Source organism: Nonomuraea sp. NPDC054003 (assembly GCF_055585125.1).
In genome coordinates this window covers 269,838-286,063 of sequence record NZ_JBVJKR010000011.1, presented here as the reverse complement: position 1 = coordinate 286,063, position 16,226 = coordinate 269,838, and the positions used below count along the sequence as shown (strand labels likewise).

At 73.9% G+C, this 16,226-nt stretch carries 13 protein-coding genes; 1 reads left to right on the top strand and 12 read right to left on the bottom strand.

Annotation, left to right across the window (positions count from 1 at the left end; genetic code table 11):
* Positions 1–58: 58 nt before the first annotated feature.
* The 12 genes from ACZ6YG_RS28795 to ACZ6YG_RS28740 all read right to left on the bottom strand — a co-directional run bounded on the left by ACZ6YG_RS28795 (position 59) and on the right by ACZ6YG_RS28740 (position 10,372).
* Entirely contained in the window at positions 59–982 is a 924-nt protein-coding gene (locus ACZ6YG_RS28795) for a hypothetical protein (RefSeq protein WP_466019698.1), read from the bottom strand.
* Entirely contained in the window at positions 979–1,608 is a 630-nt protein-coding gene (locus ACZ6YG_RS28790) for a hypothetical protein (protein WP_466019697.1), read from the bottom strand. The genes ACZ6YG_RS28795 and ACZ6YG_RS28790 overlap by 4 nt, the downstream gene beginning before the upstream one ends.
* On the bottom strand, positions 1,605–4,415 hold the full coding sequence (locus ACZ6YG_RS28785; RefSeq protein WP_466019696.1) for a BTAD domain-containing putative transcriptional regulator: 2,811 nt from the start codon (positions 4,413–4,415) through the stop codon (positions 1,605–1,607). The genes ACZ6YG_RS28790 and ACZ6YG_RS28785 overlap by 4 nt, the downstream gene beginning before the upstream one ends.
* Before the next feature lie 74 nt (positions 4,416–4,489).
* Positions 4,490–4,900: a pilus assembly protein TadG-related protein gene (locus tag ACZ6YG_RS28780; RefSeq protein WP_261809083.1), complete on the bottom strand. Its 411-nt coding sequence runs from the start codon at positions 4,898–4,900 to the stop codon at positions 4,490–4,492.
* A complete protein-coding gene (locus tag ACZ6YG_RS28775) occupies positions 4,897–5,289 on the bottom strand; it encodes a TadE family protein (RefSeq protein WP_246639349.1) in 393 nt (130 codons plus the stop codon). The genes ACZ6YG_RS28780 and ACZ6YG_RS28775 overlap by 4 nt, the downstream gene beginning before the upstream one ends.
* Complete coding sequence (locus ACZ6YG_RS28770; protein ID WP_148037003.1) at positions 5,286–5,708, bottom strand: TadE/TadG family type IV pilus assembly protein; 423 nt, start codon at positions 5,706–5,708, stop codon at positions 5,286–5,288. The genes ACZ6YG_RS28775 and ACZ6YG_RS28770 overlap by 4 nt, the downstream gene beginning before the upstream one ends.
* Entirely contained in the window at positions 5,705–5,941 is a 237-nt protein-coding gene (locus ACZ6YG_RS28765; RefSeq protein ID WP_148037002.1) for a hypothetical protein, read from the bottom strand. Before ACZ6YG_RS28765 ends, ACZ6YG_RS28770 begins: the two co-directional genes overlap by 4 nt.
* Positions 5,942–6,862, bottom strand: coding sequence for a type II secretion system F family protein (locus ACZ6YG_RS28760; protein WP_148037001.1), 921 nt, complete (start codon positions 6,860–6,862; stop codon positions 5,942–5,944). It abuts the gene before it with no gap.
* Positions 6,855–7,697: a type II secretion system F family protein gene (locus ACZ6YG_RS28755; RefSeq protein WP_148037000.1), complete on the bottom strand. Its 843-nt coding sequence runs from the start codon at positions 7,695–7,697 to the stop codon at positions 6,855–6,857. The genes ACZ6YG_RS28760 and ACZ6YG_RS28755 overlap by 8 nt, the downstream gene beginning before the upstream one ends.
* Positions 7,698–7,699: 2 nt before the next feature.
* Positions 7,700–8,995, bottom strand: coding sequence for a CpaF family protein (locus ACZ6YG_RS28750; RefSeq protein ID WP_148036999.1), 1,296 nt, complete (start codon positions 8,993–8,995; stop codon positions 7,700–7,702).
* Positions 8,992–9,708 (bottom strand): hypothetical protein, encoded by a 717-nt coding sequence (locus ACZ6YG_RS28745; protein ID WP_466019695.1) that lies wholly within the window; start codon positions 9,706–9,708, stop codon positions 8,992–8,994. Before ACZ6YG_RS28745 ends, ACZ6YG_RS28750 begins: the two co-directional genes overlap by 4 nt.
* A gap of 1 nt (position 9,709) precedes the next feature.
* Entirely contained in the window at positions 9,710–10,372 is a 663-nt protein-coding gene (locus ACZ6YG_RS28740; protein ID WP_148036997.1) for a CpaB family protein, read from the bottom strand.
* A 1,189-nt stretch (positions 10,373–11,561) separates the two neighbouring features.
* Between ACZ6YG_RS28740 and ACZ6YG_RS28735 the strand changes: the two genes are divergently transcribed.
* Positions 11,562–16,223: an FtsK/SpoIIIE domain-containing protein gene (locus ACZ6YG_RS28735; RefSeq protein ID WP_466019694.1), complete on the top strand. Its 4,662-nt coding sequence runs from the start codon at positions 11,562–11,564 to the stop codon at positions 16,221–16,223.
* Positions 16,224–16,226 lie beyond the last annotated feature (3 nt).

Genomic DNA, 16,226 nt, shown 5'->3' with positions numbered 1-16,226 from the left:
AACAGCCGGGCAGCCGGCCCGGCGGCGCCGATTCCCGGCGGCGCCGCCGGACCGCGTCCTAGGGCCGGACGTTGCTCTGCACCTCGCCGACCGGAACGTCCCTGGTCGCCTCCACCTGGACCGGGTCGAACTGGATGTCGGCCCCGCCCGTCACCGTCACCGGCCACACGCTGGTCACCGTCAGCTCGTACACCTCGCGCGGCCGGTCGATCGAGGCCCGCAGGTAGCGCACGCCGCAGGTGAACTCCGCTCCCCGCGCGTACGGCCGGCCGGCCGCGCCGCAACCGTCCTCGCGCACCTCAGCCCGGTCGGAGCCGGTGCCGGCGTCGATCCTGATGTCGCTCAGGGTCGCGGTCACCGTGGCGCTCATGACGCCGGGCAGGGTCGCGGTCACCGACCGGGTGGTGTCGCCCACGCCCTCCAGCCAGACGAACGTCGGCAGGTTGACGTAGCTCTTGGCGTCCGGGTTCAGCTCGACCTTGCCCTCCGGCACCGTCAGCGCGGCCCTGGCGATCTCGGCCAGCTCCTGGAACGTGATGCCACTCGGCGGCGTCTCCCCCGGCGGCACGAACACGAACTGCTCCAGCCCCGCCCAGCAGGCGGCGCCCCTCCGGTCGCCGCTGTTGTACGCGGGAGACCACCACAGCCCGGGTTGCCCCAGCTTGTCCTTGAACTGCTGGATGAAGGCGCGGAAGCCCTCCTCGTCGGTCTGCGCCCTGCCACGGTTGGCCACCGGGTCGGACATCTGCTCGAACATCTTCTCCGCGTCCAGGCCCGGCTCGTACCAGCAGGGACTTCTCATCTGGTAGCCGTCGTTGCGGCCGTTTCGCACGTCACCGGAGATAGTGATCTTGGAATGTTCGAGGACGACCGTGGACGTGCGGTCCTTCTGCGAGCCTCCGACCCTGACGTCCTCGCTCGGCGGGTCGAGAGCGCCGAACAGCAGCGCCCCGGCGACGACCACGGCGACCAGCGGTTTCATCTCCCGCACCCTTCTTTGCCGTAACCGATCTGCTTGACGCGCCACACGCCGTCGTCGCCCTTGCGGGCGAGCACCCTCTGCAGGTACGGCGTGCGGATGGAGGTGGGCTGCGGCTTGACCGGCTCGCCCGTCTCCGCGGAGACGACCTTCATGTCCGTCTCGTCCACGCAGACGTCGACCTCGGCGCCCCGGCCGACGACCGCGTTCACCTTCATGCGGTAGAGCCGCGACCGGCCCGCCACTTCGAGCTTCTTGTCGGTGAAGGCCCGCGCCCATTTGATCGCGTTGACCCGGTACTCGAGCTCGACGTGGTCGAGGAAGCCGTCGTCACCGGAGATCACCGCCTCGTACTTGCCGAGGTAGAACGCGGGGAACAGCCGCAGCAGCGCGGTGTCCTTGGCGGGCCAGTCGAACCGCACCCGCAGGTCGCCGACCTCGGCGGTCGCCGGCCGCGCCCCGGTGGGCGCCGCCTGCGACGGGGTGGGTTCCGGCCGCGTCGCGCCGGGCTCCGCCCGCGCCGCACCGGTGGTGGGCGCGGGTTCTTCGCGCGGCTGGTAGGGCCGCTCGGCGGGCTGCCCGCAACCTGCCAGCAGCAGGAGTACGAGCGCGGCCGTGATCCTTTTCATGCCGTGGACTCCCTGACGAGGTGGACGCGCCACGACGGCAGCAGCTCGTCGATGAGCGCCTCGGTTTCCGGGGCGAAGCTGCCGGCGGCGCGCCTGGTCAGCCCTTCGATGACGGCCCGCAGCCGGACCAGGTCGCCGGTGGCGTGGGCGGCGCGCAGCAGGTCGCGCCAGAGACTCTGGTCGTCGGGGGCGAGCAGCAGCGCGGCCCGCACGGCGGCGATCGCGGCCTCCGGCTCCCCTTCGGCGAGCCGGAGCTCACACAGCCGGCGGGCCGCGTCGGCGACTTCCGCGGCCACGTCGTACTCCAGCTCGTCCGCCGCCAGCCACGCGTACCGGCCCCGCGGGCGGTCCCTCAGCAGCGGGCCCCTGACCAGGCCGAGCGCCTTCTCCAGCAGGACGGTCCTGGCCATCCGGTCGCCGTGCGAGCGGCGTACCAGCTCGCGGAAGAGCGCCCAGTCGGTGCGCACGCCGGGCCCGAGCGAGAGCCGGCCGGACTCGTCGGCGCGCAGGTGCTCGCGGCCGAGCCAGGCGGCGACGCGGGCGATCGTGGCGTCCCTGACCGAGGGCTGCACGCCGCGCGGCCACAGCACGCCGCCGAGCACGACGGGGTGCACGCCGCCCGGGTGGGTGGCCAGGTAGACGAGCAGCTCGGCGGCGAGCGCCATCCGTCCTTCTTCGAGCGGCTGCGGGCCGATGACCTGGACGGGGCCGAGGATCCTGATCTCGACCGCGGGCGGGCGGAGGTCGGCCAGCGGCTCGGGGCCGGGGATAGGCTCGCCGTCGACCCGGTCGGCGGTGCGGAACAGGTCGACCAGCGCCCGGTAGTGGCGGCGCGGCAGCAGCTGGGCCTTCACCTCGAAGCCCAGCTCCGGCAGCCTGGCCGTGCCGTCCTCGGTGATCTCCCAGGTCCAGGTGGCGTGCGGCACGTCGCCCGCGACCACGTATCCGGCCAGGTCGTTCCTGGCGAGCAGGGCCAGGCGGCGGGCCTCGTCGTGGGTGGGCGCCACCGCCGACAGCAGGTAGTGGGCGACGCCGGGGCGTCCCGTGACGCGGCCGGTGAGCACCGCCTCGCGGGGGGCGGCGGTCGCCTCCAGCTCCGGCAGCACCTCGGCCAGGCCGCCGACGGCTCTGATCCGGTCGGGGGCGATCGCGGTCAGCTCCTCGCCGAACCCGACGAGCGTGACCCGCATGCGGTCGGACCACCGGTTGGTGGCCAGCTCCACGGCGAGCGCGGCGAGCGCGGCCGTGGTCTGCGGGCCGCGGATGTTGATCAGGCCCTGCGCCGCCTCCAGGTCGACCAGCACCCGGCCGCTCCGGTCGGTGCCGATCGACACCAGTCCGGGGTACGGTGCGCCGCCCAGGTGTGTGTGCCTGTTCGCGGGATCGTCTCCGGCCGGGCTCCCTTGGTCGGGCAGCAGGCGGCCCTCCCGTGCGGGCAGCCGCCAGACCTGGCCGCCGTCGTCGGCCGTCCACGGGGCGGGCGGGTGGTCGTCCTTGGGGTGGATCCACAGGTCGAGTGAACGGGCCGACAGGTGGGCGGCGTAGACGGTGGGCGGGGTGCGGCCCTGGGCGCCCAGCTCGGCGCCGAGCAGCCGGAGCCCGAGGTCGAGGATACGGGCGCCGGGCATGTCCGCGCCCATCCTGAGCGCCACCTCGGCGTCGGCGGCGTCGCCCTGCGGTCGGGCCACCCGGCGGCCTGTCAAGCGGCGCCAGAGCTGTTCGCGCCGCCGCACGGCGAGCAGGGCCAGCAGGCCGGCGGCGGCCAGCGACGCCCCGGACAGCACGTCGAGCAGCGCCGACCCGCCCGCCTGCGCCTCGGCCGCGCCCTGCTCGCCGGAGCGCTGGTCGTTCGAGCGCTCGTCACGCGCGCCCTGCTCGCCCGAGCGCTGGTCACCCGAGCCCCGCTCGCCCGGCCGTTCGCCGGCCGAGCCGCGTTCGCCCTTCCGCGCGTCCGTGGACCCTCCCTTGCCCGCACGCTCGTCGCCGGAGCCTCGCTGGTCGCCCTCGGTGGCGGACTTCTTGGGCGGGCCGGGGTGCTCCTTGAGGGTCTGCGCCCTGGCCTGGCCGGCGGGGACGATGTGCGTGTTGCGCGCGTCGTCGGGCATGTCGAGCACCCATCCGGGCCTGATCAGGTCGGCCATCCGCAGGCGCGCCCCGTCGGGCTGCTCCTTGTGCTGGTTGAGCCGGAAGATCTCGGGATAGCGCCGGCCGTCGCCGAGGCACTTCTCGGCGATCTCCCACAGGCTCTCGTGGTGACGGCCGTGCGGGGGCTGCACCACGTACACCTTCTTCGTCCGCTGGTTGTCGACCACCTGCTGCTCGACGACCGGGGCCGTGAACGCGACCGCCGTCACCGGCGGCATGGTGGGCGGCGGGGTGGCCAGCCTGGCGATCGGCGCCATCGCGGCGCCCGTGGTGAACAGCACGAGCGCGGCCGTGACCAGCTTGTTCACCAGCGCCTGCGTGCCGCCCGACAGCGGCACCCTGGCCGGCATCCCGACCCGGCGCACGCCCGCGTACACCTCGACCACCACGCAGGCGAACAGCTGCAGCCAGGCCAGCCAGACGAGCAGGATCAGCACCGCCGTGATCGTGCTGGGCCCGATGCGGGTGGTGAGCAGGTCCAGGTCGAGCAGCTCGGGGCCGATCGGCGGGCCGACGAAGAGCAGCAGCGCGTACGGGACGCCGCCGACGAGCGCCAGCAGTGACGCGAGCGCGCCGAGCCCGGCCAGCACATCGCCCAGGCGGCGCCTGCGGGGTATGCGCGCGGGCGTCCGCCTGCGCGCATGCTGGGCCGGACCTGACATCGTCACTCCCCTTTCACGTCCAGCGTCCCGACTCGCCGGTTTCTTCTCCACCGACCGGCCCGAATCGGTCTGGCTCACCGCGCCTCAGGAGCCGCGGCGGCCTCGGCCTCCATCTCGGAGCCCGGAAAGCCGATGGCGCCCAGGAAGAAAGCCGTCCAGGGCACCCGGACGGCGACCACGGCCTGGTCTCCGTCGACGGTGCAGCTCGCCAGCGCGATGCCGTCGTCGCCATGCGCGTCGAGCACCTCGCCGGCCCTGGCGCACACCTCGGCCTCGCCGAGCAGTTGGACCTGGCCGCCCTCCCGCAACTGGTCGACGTCCACCTGGTCGGCGGCGGCCCTGGCCGCCTGCTCGGCGATGTCGGCTGCGCGCAGCCGGGCGTTGATCGCCGCCCCGCCGTCCACGAGCAGCCCGGCCAGCAGGAACACCACCACGGAGAAGAGCACGGTGAACACCGACATCGACCCGCGCTCACGCCGCCTCAATCGACCCTCCTGAACTGCTCCAGCGGCACCACCGCGGTGCCGGTCATGGTCTTGGCCGCGCCGAACCCGAGGAAGCCCAGGTCCAGCTCGCAGGTGACCTCGGCGCGCACCTCGCCGCCCTCCTCCCAGCGGGAGCCGTCGAGCGAGACGGCGGGGCCCGCGCACTGCCCTTCGAGCGCGGCGGTGGCGATCTCCTCGGCCGCCGAGCGGGCCTCGTCGAGCGTCCGCTGGACGGAGGCGGCCCTGGCGGCGTCCCTGGCCGCGCCGTTCACCTCGCCCTGGGCCTCGACCAGCCGCCCGGCCCCGGCCAGGAACAGCAGGAACAGCACGAAGATCGGGGCCAGCAACACGGTCTCGACCGCCATCGAGCCGTGGTCCCCGCCGCTCAACCGCAGTCCTCTCCACCGTCGTCGGGCCGGAAGCACTCGACAGGGCCGCCGGCGGTGGCGGTGATCGTGAAGGCCAGCTCCGGCAGCAGCGGGATGACCTGGACGGCGCTGCCGGTCACGGTGACGTGGCGCTCGTCGGGCTCGCGTTCGGCGGTGGTGATCTCGGCGCCGGACAGCAACCGCGGGCCGATGGCCGCGACCACGTCCCTGGCCTGGGCCCTCGCCTGCTCCTCCCAGCCGTCCGAGTCGGTGGGGGCGGCGCGCGCCACACGGGCGCCCTCCCGCGCGGCCGCCTCGGCGACCTGGCGGCCGTGGAACCAGAGCGCCACCTGCACGATCAGCAGCACCACGGCGAGCACGACGGGCATCAGCAGGGCGAGCTCGATCACGCTCGCGCCGCCGTCGCGCCGCCGGCTCACTCGTCGCCACCGCCACCGCCACCGCCGCCCCCGCCGAAGGAGCCCTCGATCTCGGCCTGCTTGCTCTCGACGAGTGACCTGATCAGCGTGGCGAGGCCGAGCGCGACCCCGGCGACGATGGCCGTGATGATGACCCACTCCACGGCGGAGGCGCCGCGGCTCGGGGCGGTGCGGGCGCGGTGGATCCGCACGTGCAGCAGCGCGACGGTGTAGACGATCCACGGATGGTTCATTTATGACCCCAACATCTTCATAGCGGCCGGGAAACTGAGAAAGATCACGAAGCCGGCGCAGAGCAGGAGCTGGGCGACCAGCATCGACTGGGAGCGCTCGCCGGCCCGGCCCTCGATCTCCGCCAGCTCGCGGCGGCGCAGCGTGGCCGCCCGCGCCGTCAGGGAGGAGCGCACCTTGGCGCCGTCGTCGGCGACCAGGCCGAGCGCCGCCGACAGGTCGCGCAGCTCGTCGATGTTGATCTCCTCGCCGAGCTGGCCGAGCGCCTGCCAGGGGGTGATGCCGACGATCCTGGCGCCGCTGAGTGCGTCGCGGATGCGGGCCATGGCCCAGTTGGGCTGGTCGCCGCTGACGGAGACCGCCATCATGAGCGCCTCGGGCACGCCGCGGCCGCCGGCGAGGTTCATCGACACCAGGTCGAGGAACGCGCCGACGACGTGGCGGAAGTCGCGCCGCCGCGCCGCGGCCTCCTTGCGGACCTGCAGGTCGGGCAGGAAGAAGAAGACGGCCGCCGCCAGCACCGCCACCCAGAACGGGACGGCGGGCGACGCGCCCCACCCCATGAGCAGCAGCCAGCCGAACAGCAGCGGGAACGCCAGCAGCCCGCTGGCCGCCAGCAGCGCCTTGGTCGCCAGGAAGCCCTCGAAGGAGCGGCCCACCAGCGCCAGGTCCGCCCTGACCGACCGGGCCTCCCAGCCGCGCGCGGCGTACAGCGCCGCCAGCCGCGCGCCGAGCCCGCGGCGGAACGCGCCGACCGACTCCTCGGGGAGCAGCAGGCTGATGCGCGGGGCGTCGGTGCTCTCGCGGACCGCGTCCAGCGCCAGCAGCCGCGCCACCAGCCCAGGCCGGGCCGGGAAGATCGCCCGTACGAGCAGGAAGAGGCCGAGGCCCGCCAGGCCGCCGGCCAGCACGCCCTCAACCATGGTCGCCTCCCATCAGCAGCCGGCTGGGTTTGTCGAACCTGGCCAGCCGCCGCATCCAGGCGAACCCGGCGCCGAACAGGCCGGCGACCACCACGAGCACGGCCTGGCCGAGGGCGTTGTCGTACTCGTTCACGTACGAGGGGTTGAAGACGACGAGCAGGGCCGCGAAGGCGAGCGCGGTGCCCACCACGATCTGCACGCTGCGGCGGGTGGCGCGGCGCTCGGCCTCGACCCGGCGGCGCATGTCGAGCTCCTCGCGGGCCGACACGGCGAGCGCGCCGAGCACGTCGCGCAGGCCGGGGCCGCGCAGCTTGGAGTTGAGCACGAGCGCGGCGACGACCAGGTCGGCGGACGGGTCGTCGAGGTCGTCGGCGAACCGGCTGAGCGCTTCGGGCAGCGCCATCCTGGTGTGCAGGCGGTCGATCAGCGCGCGCAGGTGAGGGCGGAGCGAGGGCGCGGCGGCCCTGATGGAGGCCGGGATGGCCTGCTCCAGCCCGGCCGCGCCGGCGATGGTGTCGCGCAGCGACTCGGTCCAGGCGGCCAGCGCCTCCAGGCGGCGCATGGCGGCCCGCTCCTCGGCGGCGCCGCCGGACAGGCCGCGCCAGGCGAACACCAGCAGGACCGTGCCGACGGCCACCACGGGCCACCCGGTGACCACCAGGACCACGAGGGCGGCGATCGCGGCCACGGCCGTGCGGGTGGTCAGCTTCTGTACGAGGTGGCGCTTGGGCTGCGCGGGCCGGGGGCGCATCCCGTACAGGGAGACGATGAGCAGGAACAGGCCGCCCCCGGCGGCGGCGCCGGTCAGCAGGGCGAGCGGGTCGAGCCCCGGCATGGTCACCAGCCTCCCGGGTGGTAGCCGTGCGCCATGAGCTCCTCCAGGCAGGAGACCGGCGCGTGCGGCAGCCCGGCGCCGTCGGGGCCGGGGACGAAGATCTCGCTGGACAGCACGCGGCCGTCGCAGCCGTTGACCTCGCGGATGCTGGACACGTAGCGGCGCAGGGTGCCGCCGCGGTGGTAGTCGTTGCGCTTCTCGATGAAGACCACGAAGTCGATCGCGCCGGCGATGAGCATGTGGGTGGCGTCGATCGGCAGCCGCTCGCTCGCCTGGAGGGCGTAGGTGGCGATGCGGTTGAAGACCTCCATGCTGGAGTTCGCGTGGATGGTCGACAGGCTGCCGTCGTTGCCCTGGGTCATCGCGTTGAGCATCGTGACGATCTCGTCGCCGAGGACCTCGCCGACGATGACGCGGCTCGGGTTCATCCGCAGGGACCTGCGGACGAGCTCGGCCATGGTGATCTCGCCCTGGCCCTCGGAGTTGGGCAGGCGCTGCTCGAAGGCGACCACGTTCGGGTGGAGCTCGGCGAACTGGTCGAGGCCGAGCTCCAGGGCGCGCTCGACGGTGATGAGGCGCTCGCCCGCCGGGATCTCGTTGGCCAGCGCGCGCAGCAGGGTGGTCTTTCCGGCATTGGTGGAGCCGGCGATCATGATGTTTTTCCTGGCGGCGACGGCGGCCGTCAAGAAACGCCCGATCTCCGGGCTTATTGTGTTATTTCCGACTAAGTCAGAAAGAAAGACTTTGCCGAGCCGGGCACGCCTGATCGACACCGCGGGCCGTACCGTCACGTCCATCACCGCGCTCAACCGGGACCCGTCGGGCAGGCGCAGGTCGAGTTGCGGGTTGGCGGTGTCGAACGGCCGGCTCGACAGCCCCGAATAGGCCGCGAGGATCTGGATGAGCTCGGTCAGCTCCTCGTCGGACTCGGCCACCGGGTCGTGCATCAGCTCCTGGCCGTCGGCGTAGCTGACGAACACGCGGTCGCAGCCGTTGATGTCGATGTTCTCCACCTCGGGGTCGTCGAGCAGCGGCTGCAGGCGGCCCACGCCGAACAGCGCGGCGTGGATGCCGGCCGCGAGCGCCTCCTCCTCCTCGACGGTGGGCGGGGTGCGGCCGAGGCCGATCTCACCGCGCGCGTGCTCCTCCAGCACCTGGGAGATCAGCGCGCGGGCGAACTGGCGCTCGTCCTCCCCGGTCATCGGGGGCATGCCGTTGGCCTGGTCGAGCCTGCGCTGGTGGGCCAGCCGGTCGCCGACCTCCTGGCGGAACCTCTTGACGAGGGCGTGGTCGATCATCGGTGGGTCACCAGCCGTCCGGCGAGGTCGCGTGCGGTGCGGATGAGCAGCGAGCGGTCGAGCCTGCCGCCCCACTGGCCGCGCAGCAGCTCGGCGCCCTTCGGGTCGTGGGCCAGGCCGTGCACGAAGCCGACGTACGGGCCGACGATGCGGCGCACCTCCTCGATCGAGGCGCGGTAGCTGCGCGGGTCGGCGATCACCACGACGCCGTGGGCCTTGCTGATCGACAGGCGCTCGCGCAGGTGGGCGACGTGGTCGAGGGTGGCGCGGGCGAGCAGCACCACCTGGTCGGCCTCGGCCATCAGGTCGCCGAGCTGCGGGTGGGCGCCCAGCCGGCCGCAGTCGGCGATCACGTCGGCCTCGGGGATGCCGGCCAGCGCCCGGCCCAGCGGGCCCCACAGCCAGGTGAGCCCGGCCGCCTGCTCGCCGTGGGTGAGACCGACCAGCACGTCCAGCCCTCCGATCACCTTCTGCGTGTGTGCGGGGATCTGCGCGGGGTCCAGGCCGCGCCGGGCCGTCGCGCCCAGCGTGAGCAGGCCCTTGCCCGGGTTGAGCACGCCGCCGTCGACGGCCGGCAGCCGGTAGGCCAGGTCGCCGCCCGCCGGGTCGCACTCGGCCAGCAGCACCGGGCGCGGCCACACCGCGGCCAGCGCCGTGGCGGCGGTCGTCACACCGGGGGCGCCCTTGTCGGCGGCCAGCACGATCAGGGCCACCTCAGCGTTCTCCCGGCAGCTCGGCCACGGCGACCTCGCCGCTGGAGGCGAAGCGGAGCACCACCGGCGACACCTGCGTGTCGACGATCACGGTGATCTGCCCGGCGCCGGTGCGGCCGCGGTCGCCGACGCTGTGGACCAGGGCGTTCTGTACGAGGACGCGGCTCTCGTCGGCCGAGCCGCGGGCGGGCACGTACACCACCTGGACGCGGTCGCCCTCGCGCAGGCCCGTGGGCATCTGGCCGGGCTTGAGCGCCAGGCCCACCACGGCCTTGCCGGGGCCGAGCTCGGAGCTCTCCTTGACGCCCATCGCGTTCGTCAGGAGCGTGCCGGGCAGGATCGTGACGGCCGCGAAGCTGTCGAGCACCTGCTCGCGCTGCGACCAGCTGACGAAGTCGACGCCGGTCTCGGCGACCTGGACCTCTTCCAGCGCGTCGGCGGTGAACTGCTGGCCGGCGCCGATCTGCTGGGTGACGCGGATCGCGGAGACGCGGTCGCCGCTGCGCAGCACGAGGAGAGTGGTGGCCAGCGCGCCGCCCAGGATGAGGAGCACGGCGAGGGCGGCCAGGGCGGGCTTGCGCTCGCGCGGCGGCACGGGAAGCTTGCGCGAGGCCGGGCCTGACAAACCGGCCGTGGTGGCGGCGGGCTTTTCACTGGTCCTCAATCGGGCTCCCACGGGTGAATTGTCGTATGTCCGCCATTATGTGCATTGGGTTGCGGAAGTGGGGGGTGAATGCGAGGAACCATGCTGGTTTCGCAGGAGTAGGTGTGTCAACCAGTCATAATCAATGCCTATTGTTTCTACCGGGTTGACGGCTGTGATTGATCTGGCTATGGGACGCGAAGATATTGATCAGTGCTTTATTGCGGGACTTTTTGTGTTTTATCCCTACAACGTGCTCTGGCGTCGGCGGCGGTTGTCCACAGGGGCGGGAATCCATGCCATTGCCGTCAACCCGGGGGCCTAGCCTCGCTCCGGGCGTTACCTTGGCGCCCGAATCCGACCGAGGAGACGGCCCATGCGGATCATGCTCACCGTGCTCGGCGAGCAGGGCGACCGTGACGTCGTGATCGACGGCGACGACGACGCCACCGTGGCCACGGTGAGCGAAGCCCTCGGCGACCGGGGGCCGCTCGCCCCCGTCGTCCGCCTGCCCCGAGCCCGCGCCCCCTACGGCATGTCGCCCGCCGACGATCCACTGGGCCAGGTCCCCGGGCAGCGACGTCCCGCCCACGACGACCACCACCGCCCGCCCACCCCCGACTGGCCCCCAGGCGCCCCGGGCCACTTCCCCGGAAACCCCTTCCCCGGAGATTCCGGCACTGGGACCCCGTTCCCGGGCGATCCCGGCAGGTCTTCTGCGGACCCACCCGGCAGGTCTCCTGGGGACCCGTACGGGAGAGCTCCCGGAGCGGCCTCCGGCAGTCCCGGCCGTCCTCCCGGGCACCGTCGCCCCGGCACCTCCCCTCCCTACTCCGGCTCCCGCAACGGTTCAGGCGGCGCACCCCCACCGAACCCCCAACGGCCGGACAGTGCGTCCCCGCCGGGCTTCCCCCGACGGCCGGACGATGCCACGCCCCCGCCGGGCTTCCCGTACGGACCGGACAGGGGCTCGCGTTCGCCGGAGCGTCCCCACGCGCCGGACGGGGCCGCGTCCTCGACGGGCGTGCCCTACTGGCCGGACAAGGGCTCGCGTTCGCCGGAGGGTGCCGCGTTTCCGCCGGACTTTCCCTATGGACCGGGCGAGAGCTCGCGTCCGGCGGATGTTTCCGGTGCGGGGGCTGTCCCGTCGGGGCCCTTGGTGTTGTGGCGCAATGGGCGGCCTCTTGATCCGCGGGCTCCGGCGCGGGCCGTGCTGCGGGACGGCGACAAGGTCACGCTCGATGCGCGGCTGGCCCGTACGACGATCGTCGAGGAGCCCGCGGGGGTCGCCGAGGTGCGCGTGGTCGGCGGGCCGGCCGCCGGGGCGGTGCACCGGCTCGGCCTGGGCGCCCACGTCATCGGCGCCGACCCGTTGTGCGCCATCGCCGTGGCCGATCCCGAGCTCGCCCCCGAGGCGGTGACCGTCCGGGTGACGCCCGACGCCATCACGGTGGAGCGGGCCCTGCGCGCGGCTCCCGAACAGGCGCGGCTCAAGCTCAAGGGCCGCTGGGCCGACGAGGTCGCCGAGCTGTCGGCCCGGGTGGCGGAGCGTGAGGCCGCCGAGTTCGCCGCCGAGGCCGGCCGTCCGGCGCCCGAGCTGGGCTCCCTGCCGCTCGGCGAGGCCGTCGAGTGGCCGGAGGACACGCTGCTGGCCTGCGGCTCGTCGCTGTTCACGCTGACCGCCATCGAGCCGCGCGACGCCCACCTGACGCCCCGGCTGGAGGGCGGCGTCGCCTACAACCGCCCGCCCAGGCTGCGCCGTCCCGAGGGCCGCCGCACGTTCAAGAAGCCCAAGGAGCCCACCCGCGCGGAGGGCATGCGGCTGCAGCTGCTCGCCGCGTTCCTGCCCGCCGTGATCGGGGTCACGCTCGCGTACGTGCTCGACCAGTGGTACTTCCTGCTGTTCGCGCTGATGACGCCGGTCATCATGGTCGGCCAGTGGTGGAGCGACCGCCGCCACGGCAAGAAGCAGCACCGGAAGGCCATGAAGGAGTACCGCGCGCTGCTGGCCGCCCATGACGAGGAGGTGGAGGCGGCCAGGGCGGACGACGAGCGGCGGCGCCGGTCCGACTCGCCCGACCCGGCACAGGTGCTGCTGACCGCCATCGGCCCGCGCAGGCGGCTGTGGGAGCGCAGGATCCACGACGAGGATGCGCTCAGGCTGCGGATCGGGCTCGCCGACCTGCCCGCGAACCTGGAGCTGAGCGAGGAGCAGGGCGGTCCGATCGACCCGCCGGTCTGCCGCGCGGTGCCGGTCTGCCTGCCGATGCGCAGGCTCGGGGTCGCGGGCGTCACCGGCCCGCGCGACGCCGCCACCGGCCTGGCCGGATGGCTGGTCGGCCAGGCCGCGACCCTGCACAGTCCGCGCGACCTGGCCATCGTGATCCTCTCCGCGCACCCCGACGGCGAGCGCCGCTGGAGCTGGGCGCGCTGGCTGCCCCACTGCGCCCCGCGCGGCGGCGAGGAGTGCGTCGCGCTGATCGGCGCCGATCCGGAGTCGGCGGCCAAGCGGGTGGGCGAGCTGGCCGCCCTCATCGACGAACGCCAGAACACCTCGATCCCCGAGCTCGGCAAGGTCCCGACGGGGTGGGACGACCTGGGCGGGCCGGAGCCTCCGGCGTTCGCCGCGTTCGACACCCGCCCGTACGACGTGCTGGTCGTGGTCGACGGCGCCCAGGCGCTGCGTGGCCTGCCGGGCATGCCCCAGGTGCTGCGGCAGGGGCCCCGGGCGGGCGTCTACACGGTGGCCGTCGACGAGGACCAGCGGCTGCTGCCCGAGGAGTGCGCCACGGTCGCTGCCTGCGGTTCCGACGGCCGGGTGGTGCTGCGCGGCGGCGGTCTCGACGTCATCGGGCCCGTGCTGACCGATCTGGTGTCGGCGTCCTGGTGCGACCGCCTGGCCAGGTCGCTCGCCCCGATCCGCGACGTGAGCAGGCAGGACACCGAGGGCAACCTCCCCGACGCGGTGCGCCTGCTCGACCTGCTGGGCCTGCGCTCCGCCACGGGCCGGGAGCTGGCCGCCCGATGGCGCGGCCGGGGCTCCACCGAGGTGGTGATCGGCATGGACTCCGAGGGCCCGTTCGCGGTCGACCTGCGGCTGGACGGGCCGCACGCGCTGATCGCCGGCACCACCGGCGCGGGCAAGTCGGAGCTGCTGCAGACGCTCATCTGCGCGCTGGCCGCCGCCAACCGGCCCGACCAGCTCACGTTCGTGCTGATCGACTACAAGGGCGGCGCCGCCTTCAAGGAGTGCACCCGCCTGCCGCACACGGTCGGCATGGTGAGCGACCTCGACGGCCATCTGACGCAGCGCGCCCTCGACTCGCTGGCCGCCGAGCTCCGTCGGCGCGAGCGTCTCCTGTTCACCTCCGGCGCCAAGGACATCGAGGACTACGCGGGCTCCGAGCCGCTGCCCCGCCTGGTGCTCATCATCGACGAGTTCGCCGCGCTGGTGGCCGAGCTGCCGGACTTCGTCACCGGCCTGGTCGACATCGCCCGTCGTGGCCGGTCGCTGGGCATCCACCTGATCCTCGCCACCCAGCGGCCGGCGGGTGTGGTCACGGCCGACATCCAGGCCAACACCTCGCTCCGGATCGCGCTGCGGGTGACCGAGCCGGCCGAGTCCTCCGACGTGATCGACCTGCCGGACGCGGCGCACATCTCGAAGACCACGCCGGGCCGCTGCTACGTGCGTTCGGGGATGGGGGCGGCGAGCGCCGTGCAGACGGCTCGGGTCGGCGGCCGTGCCCCCGCGTCGGTCACGGGCCCCCACGACAGGCAGTCCGCCGCCGTCCGGGTGATCGACGTCGGCTGGCGCATGGTGGGGCGGCCGCTGCCCCGGCCTCCGGAGCCCGAGGAGGAAGCGACCGTCACCGACCTCACGCTGCTGGCCGACGCCCTGATCGAGGCGGCCCGCCTGGCGGGCGTCCCACCCCAGCCGAGCCCGTGGCTCGAACCTCTCCCCAGCCGGTTCGTCCTTCCCCTGCCGACAGACACCGCTCGTGACCTCGGTACGGGTGACGGCACTGCGGCCCTCGGCCCGAGGAGCGGAGCGGACACCGCTCGCGGCCCTGGAGCGTCCGGAAGTGCGGGACCGGTCTCCCTCACGGAAGGAGGGGGTGCCCAGAGTCCGGGTGGCCGCCAGACGGCGGCCACCCACCTCGCGGGGAGCGGGGACGCTCGCGGTCCCGGTGCGGGCGACAGGGACGCCGCTCGGGGTCGCGGTGCCGGTGACCGGGAGGTGGCGGCTTCCTCGGGCGGTGGGCGGGGGGTTCCGTTGCAGGCTTCGGGGGTTCCGTTCCGGGAGTTCAGTCCCGGCCGGGTGAAGGGGGACGGGGTGGTGGCCGAGGTGGCGCCGGTGGCGTTCGGGATCACCGATCGGCCGTGGGCTCAGGATCGGCGGCCGCTGGCGCTGGACCTGGCGCACGGCGGGCATCTGCTGATCGCGGGTGCCGCGCGGAGCGGCAGGTCGACGGCGTTGCGGACGATCGCCGGGTCCATCGCGGCGCACGTGTCCCCCGCCGACGCGCACGTGCACGCGATCGACTGCGGGTCGGGGGCGCTGCTGCCGCTGGTCGCGATGCCGCACTGCGGGGCGGTGGTGACCCGTGACCAGCTCGACCGGGTCGAGCGCCTGCTCGCCAGGCTCAGGGCCGAGATCGGCCGCCGCCAGCAGCTCCTCGCCGAGGCCGGGCACGCCTCCCTGGCCGAGTACCGGCAGGCGGGCCACCGGCTTCCCTGGATGGTGTTCATGCTCGACCGCTGGGAGGGTTTCGTGGCCGCGTTCGAGGGCTACGACTACGGCCGCCTGATCGAGGCGCTGCTCCAGCTCCTGCGCGAGGGACCGGCCGTGGGGTTCCGGGCGGTGATCACCAGTGACCGGTCGGGGCTGCTGGGCCAGGTGTCGACGGTGTTCGACGACCGGCTGCTCCTGCGCCTGTCCGATCCCTCCGACTACGGGCTGGCCGGTTTCCCGATCAAGGGCCTGCCCGCGTCGATACCGCCGGGCCGGGCGTTGTCCCTCGGCGACCACGGCATCGTCGAGCACCACATCGCCCTGCTCTCCCCCGATCCGGCCGGTCCGGCGCAGGTGGCGGCATTGCAGGCGCTCGCCCGTACCGTCAGTGACCGGATGCCGGTGGGCGGCGCGCCAGGGGCGGGACTGTCCCGTGCCGCAGGGCAGGGGCCGCTGCGTGTGGACGCGCTGCCGATGCGCATCACCGCGGCGGAGGCCCTGGAGCTCGACCCGTCGTTCAGCCCGCCGTCGCCGCTGTGGGCGCTGGTCGGGGCGGGCGGCGACGCGCTCGCGCCGCTGGGGCTCGACCTGCTGGCGCACGGTCCGGGCGCGGTGATCGCGGGCCCGGCCCGTTCCGGCCGTTCGTCGGCGCTCATGACGGCGGCGCGGTCCCTGATCGCGCGCGGCACCTCTGTCGTCGCCGTGGCACCGCGGCGCAGCCCGCTGCGGGAGCTGGACGGGGCGCTGGCGGTGCTCGACGGGAACGCGGACAACCTCGCCGAGGTGGTCGCCGACCGGCGTCACTACGTCGTGCTGGTGGACGACGCCGAGCTGGTCAACCCCGACTCCCCGCTGGGCGCCGCCCTGGAGGAGGTGCTCCGGTCCGGGAGGGACGGTGACCACGGCCTGCTCATCGCCGGCACGACCGGGGATCTGGCGGTCGCCTACCGCGGGTTCGCGGCCGAGACCCGGAAGTCCCGTACGGGGCTGCTGCTGGCGGTGCAGGGCCAGGCCGACGGCGACCTCTTCACCATCCGGCTGCCACGCGGCACGGTGGGCGGGCCGCCCGGTCGGGGGTTCCTCGTGACGACCGGCACCATCACGCCTGTCCAGGCGGCTCTGCCGGGCGACGCCTGAGGG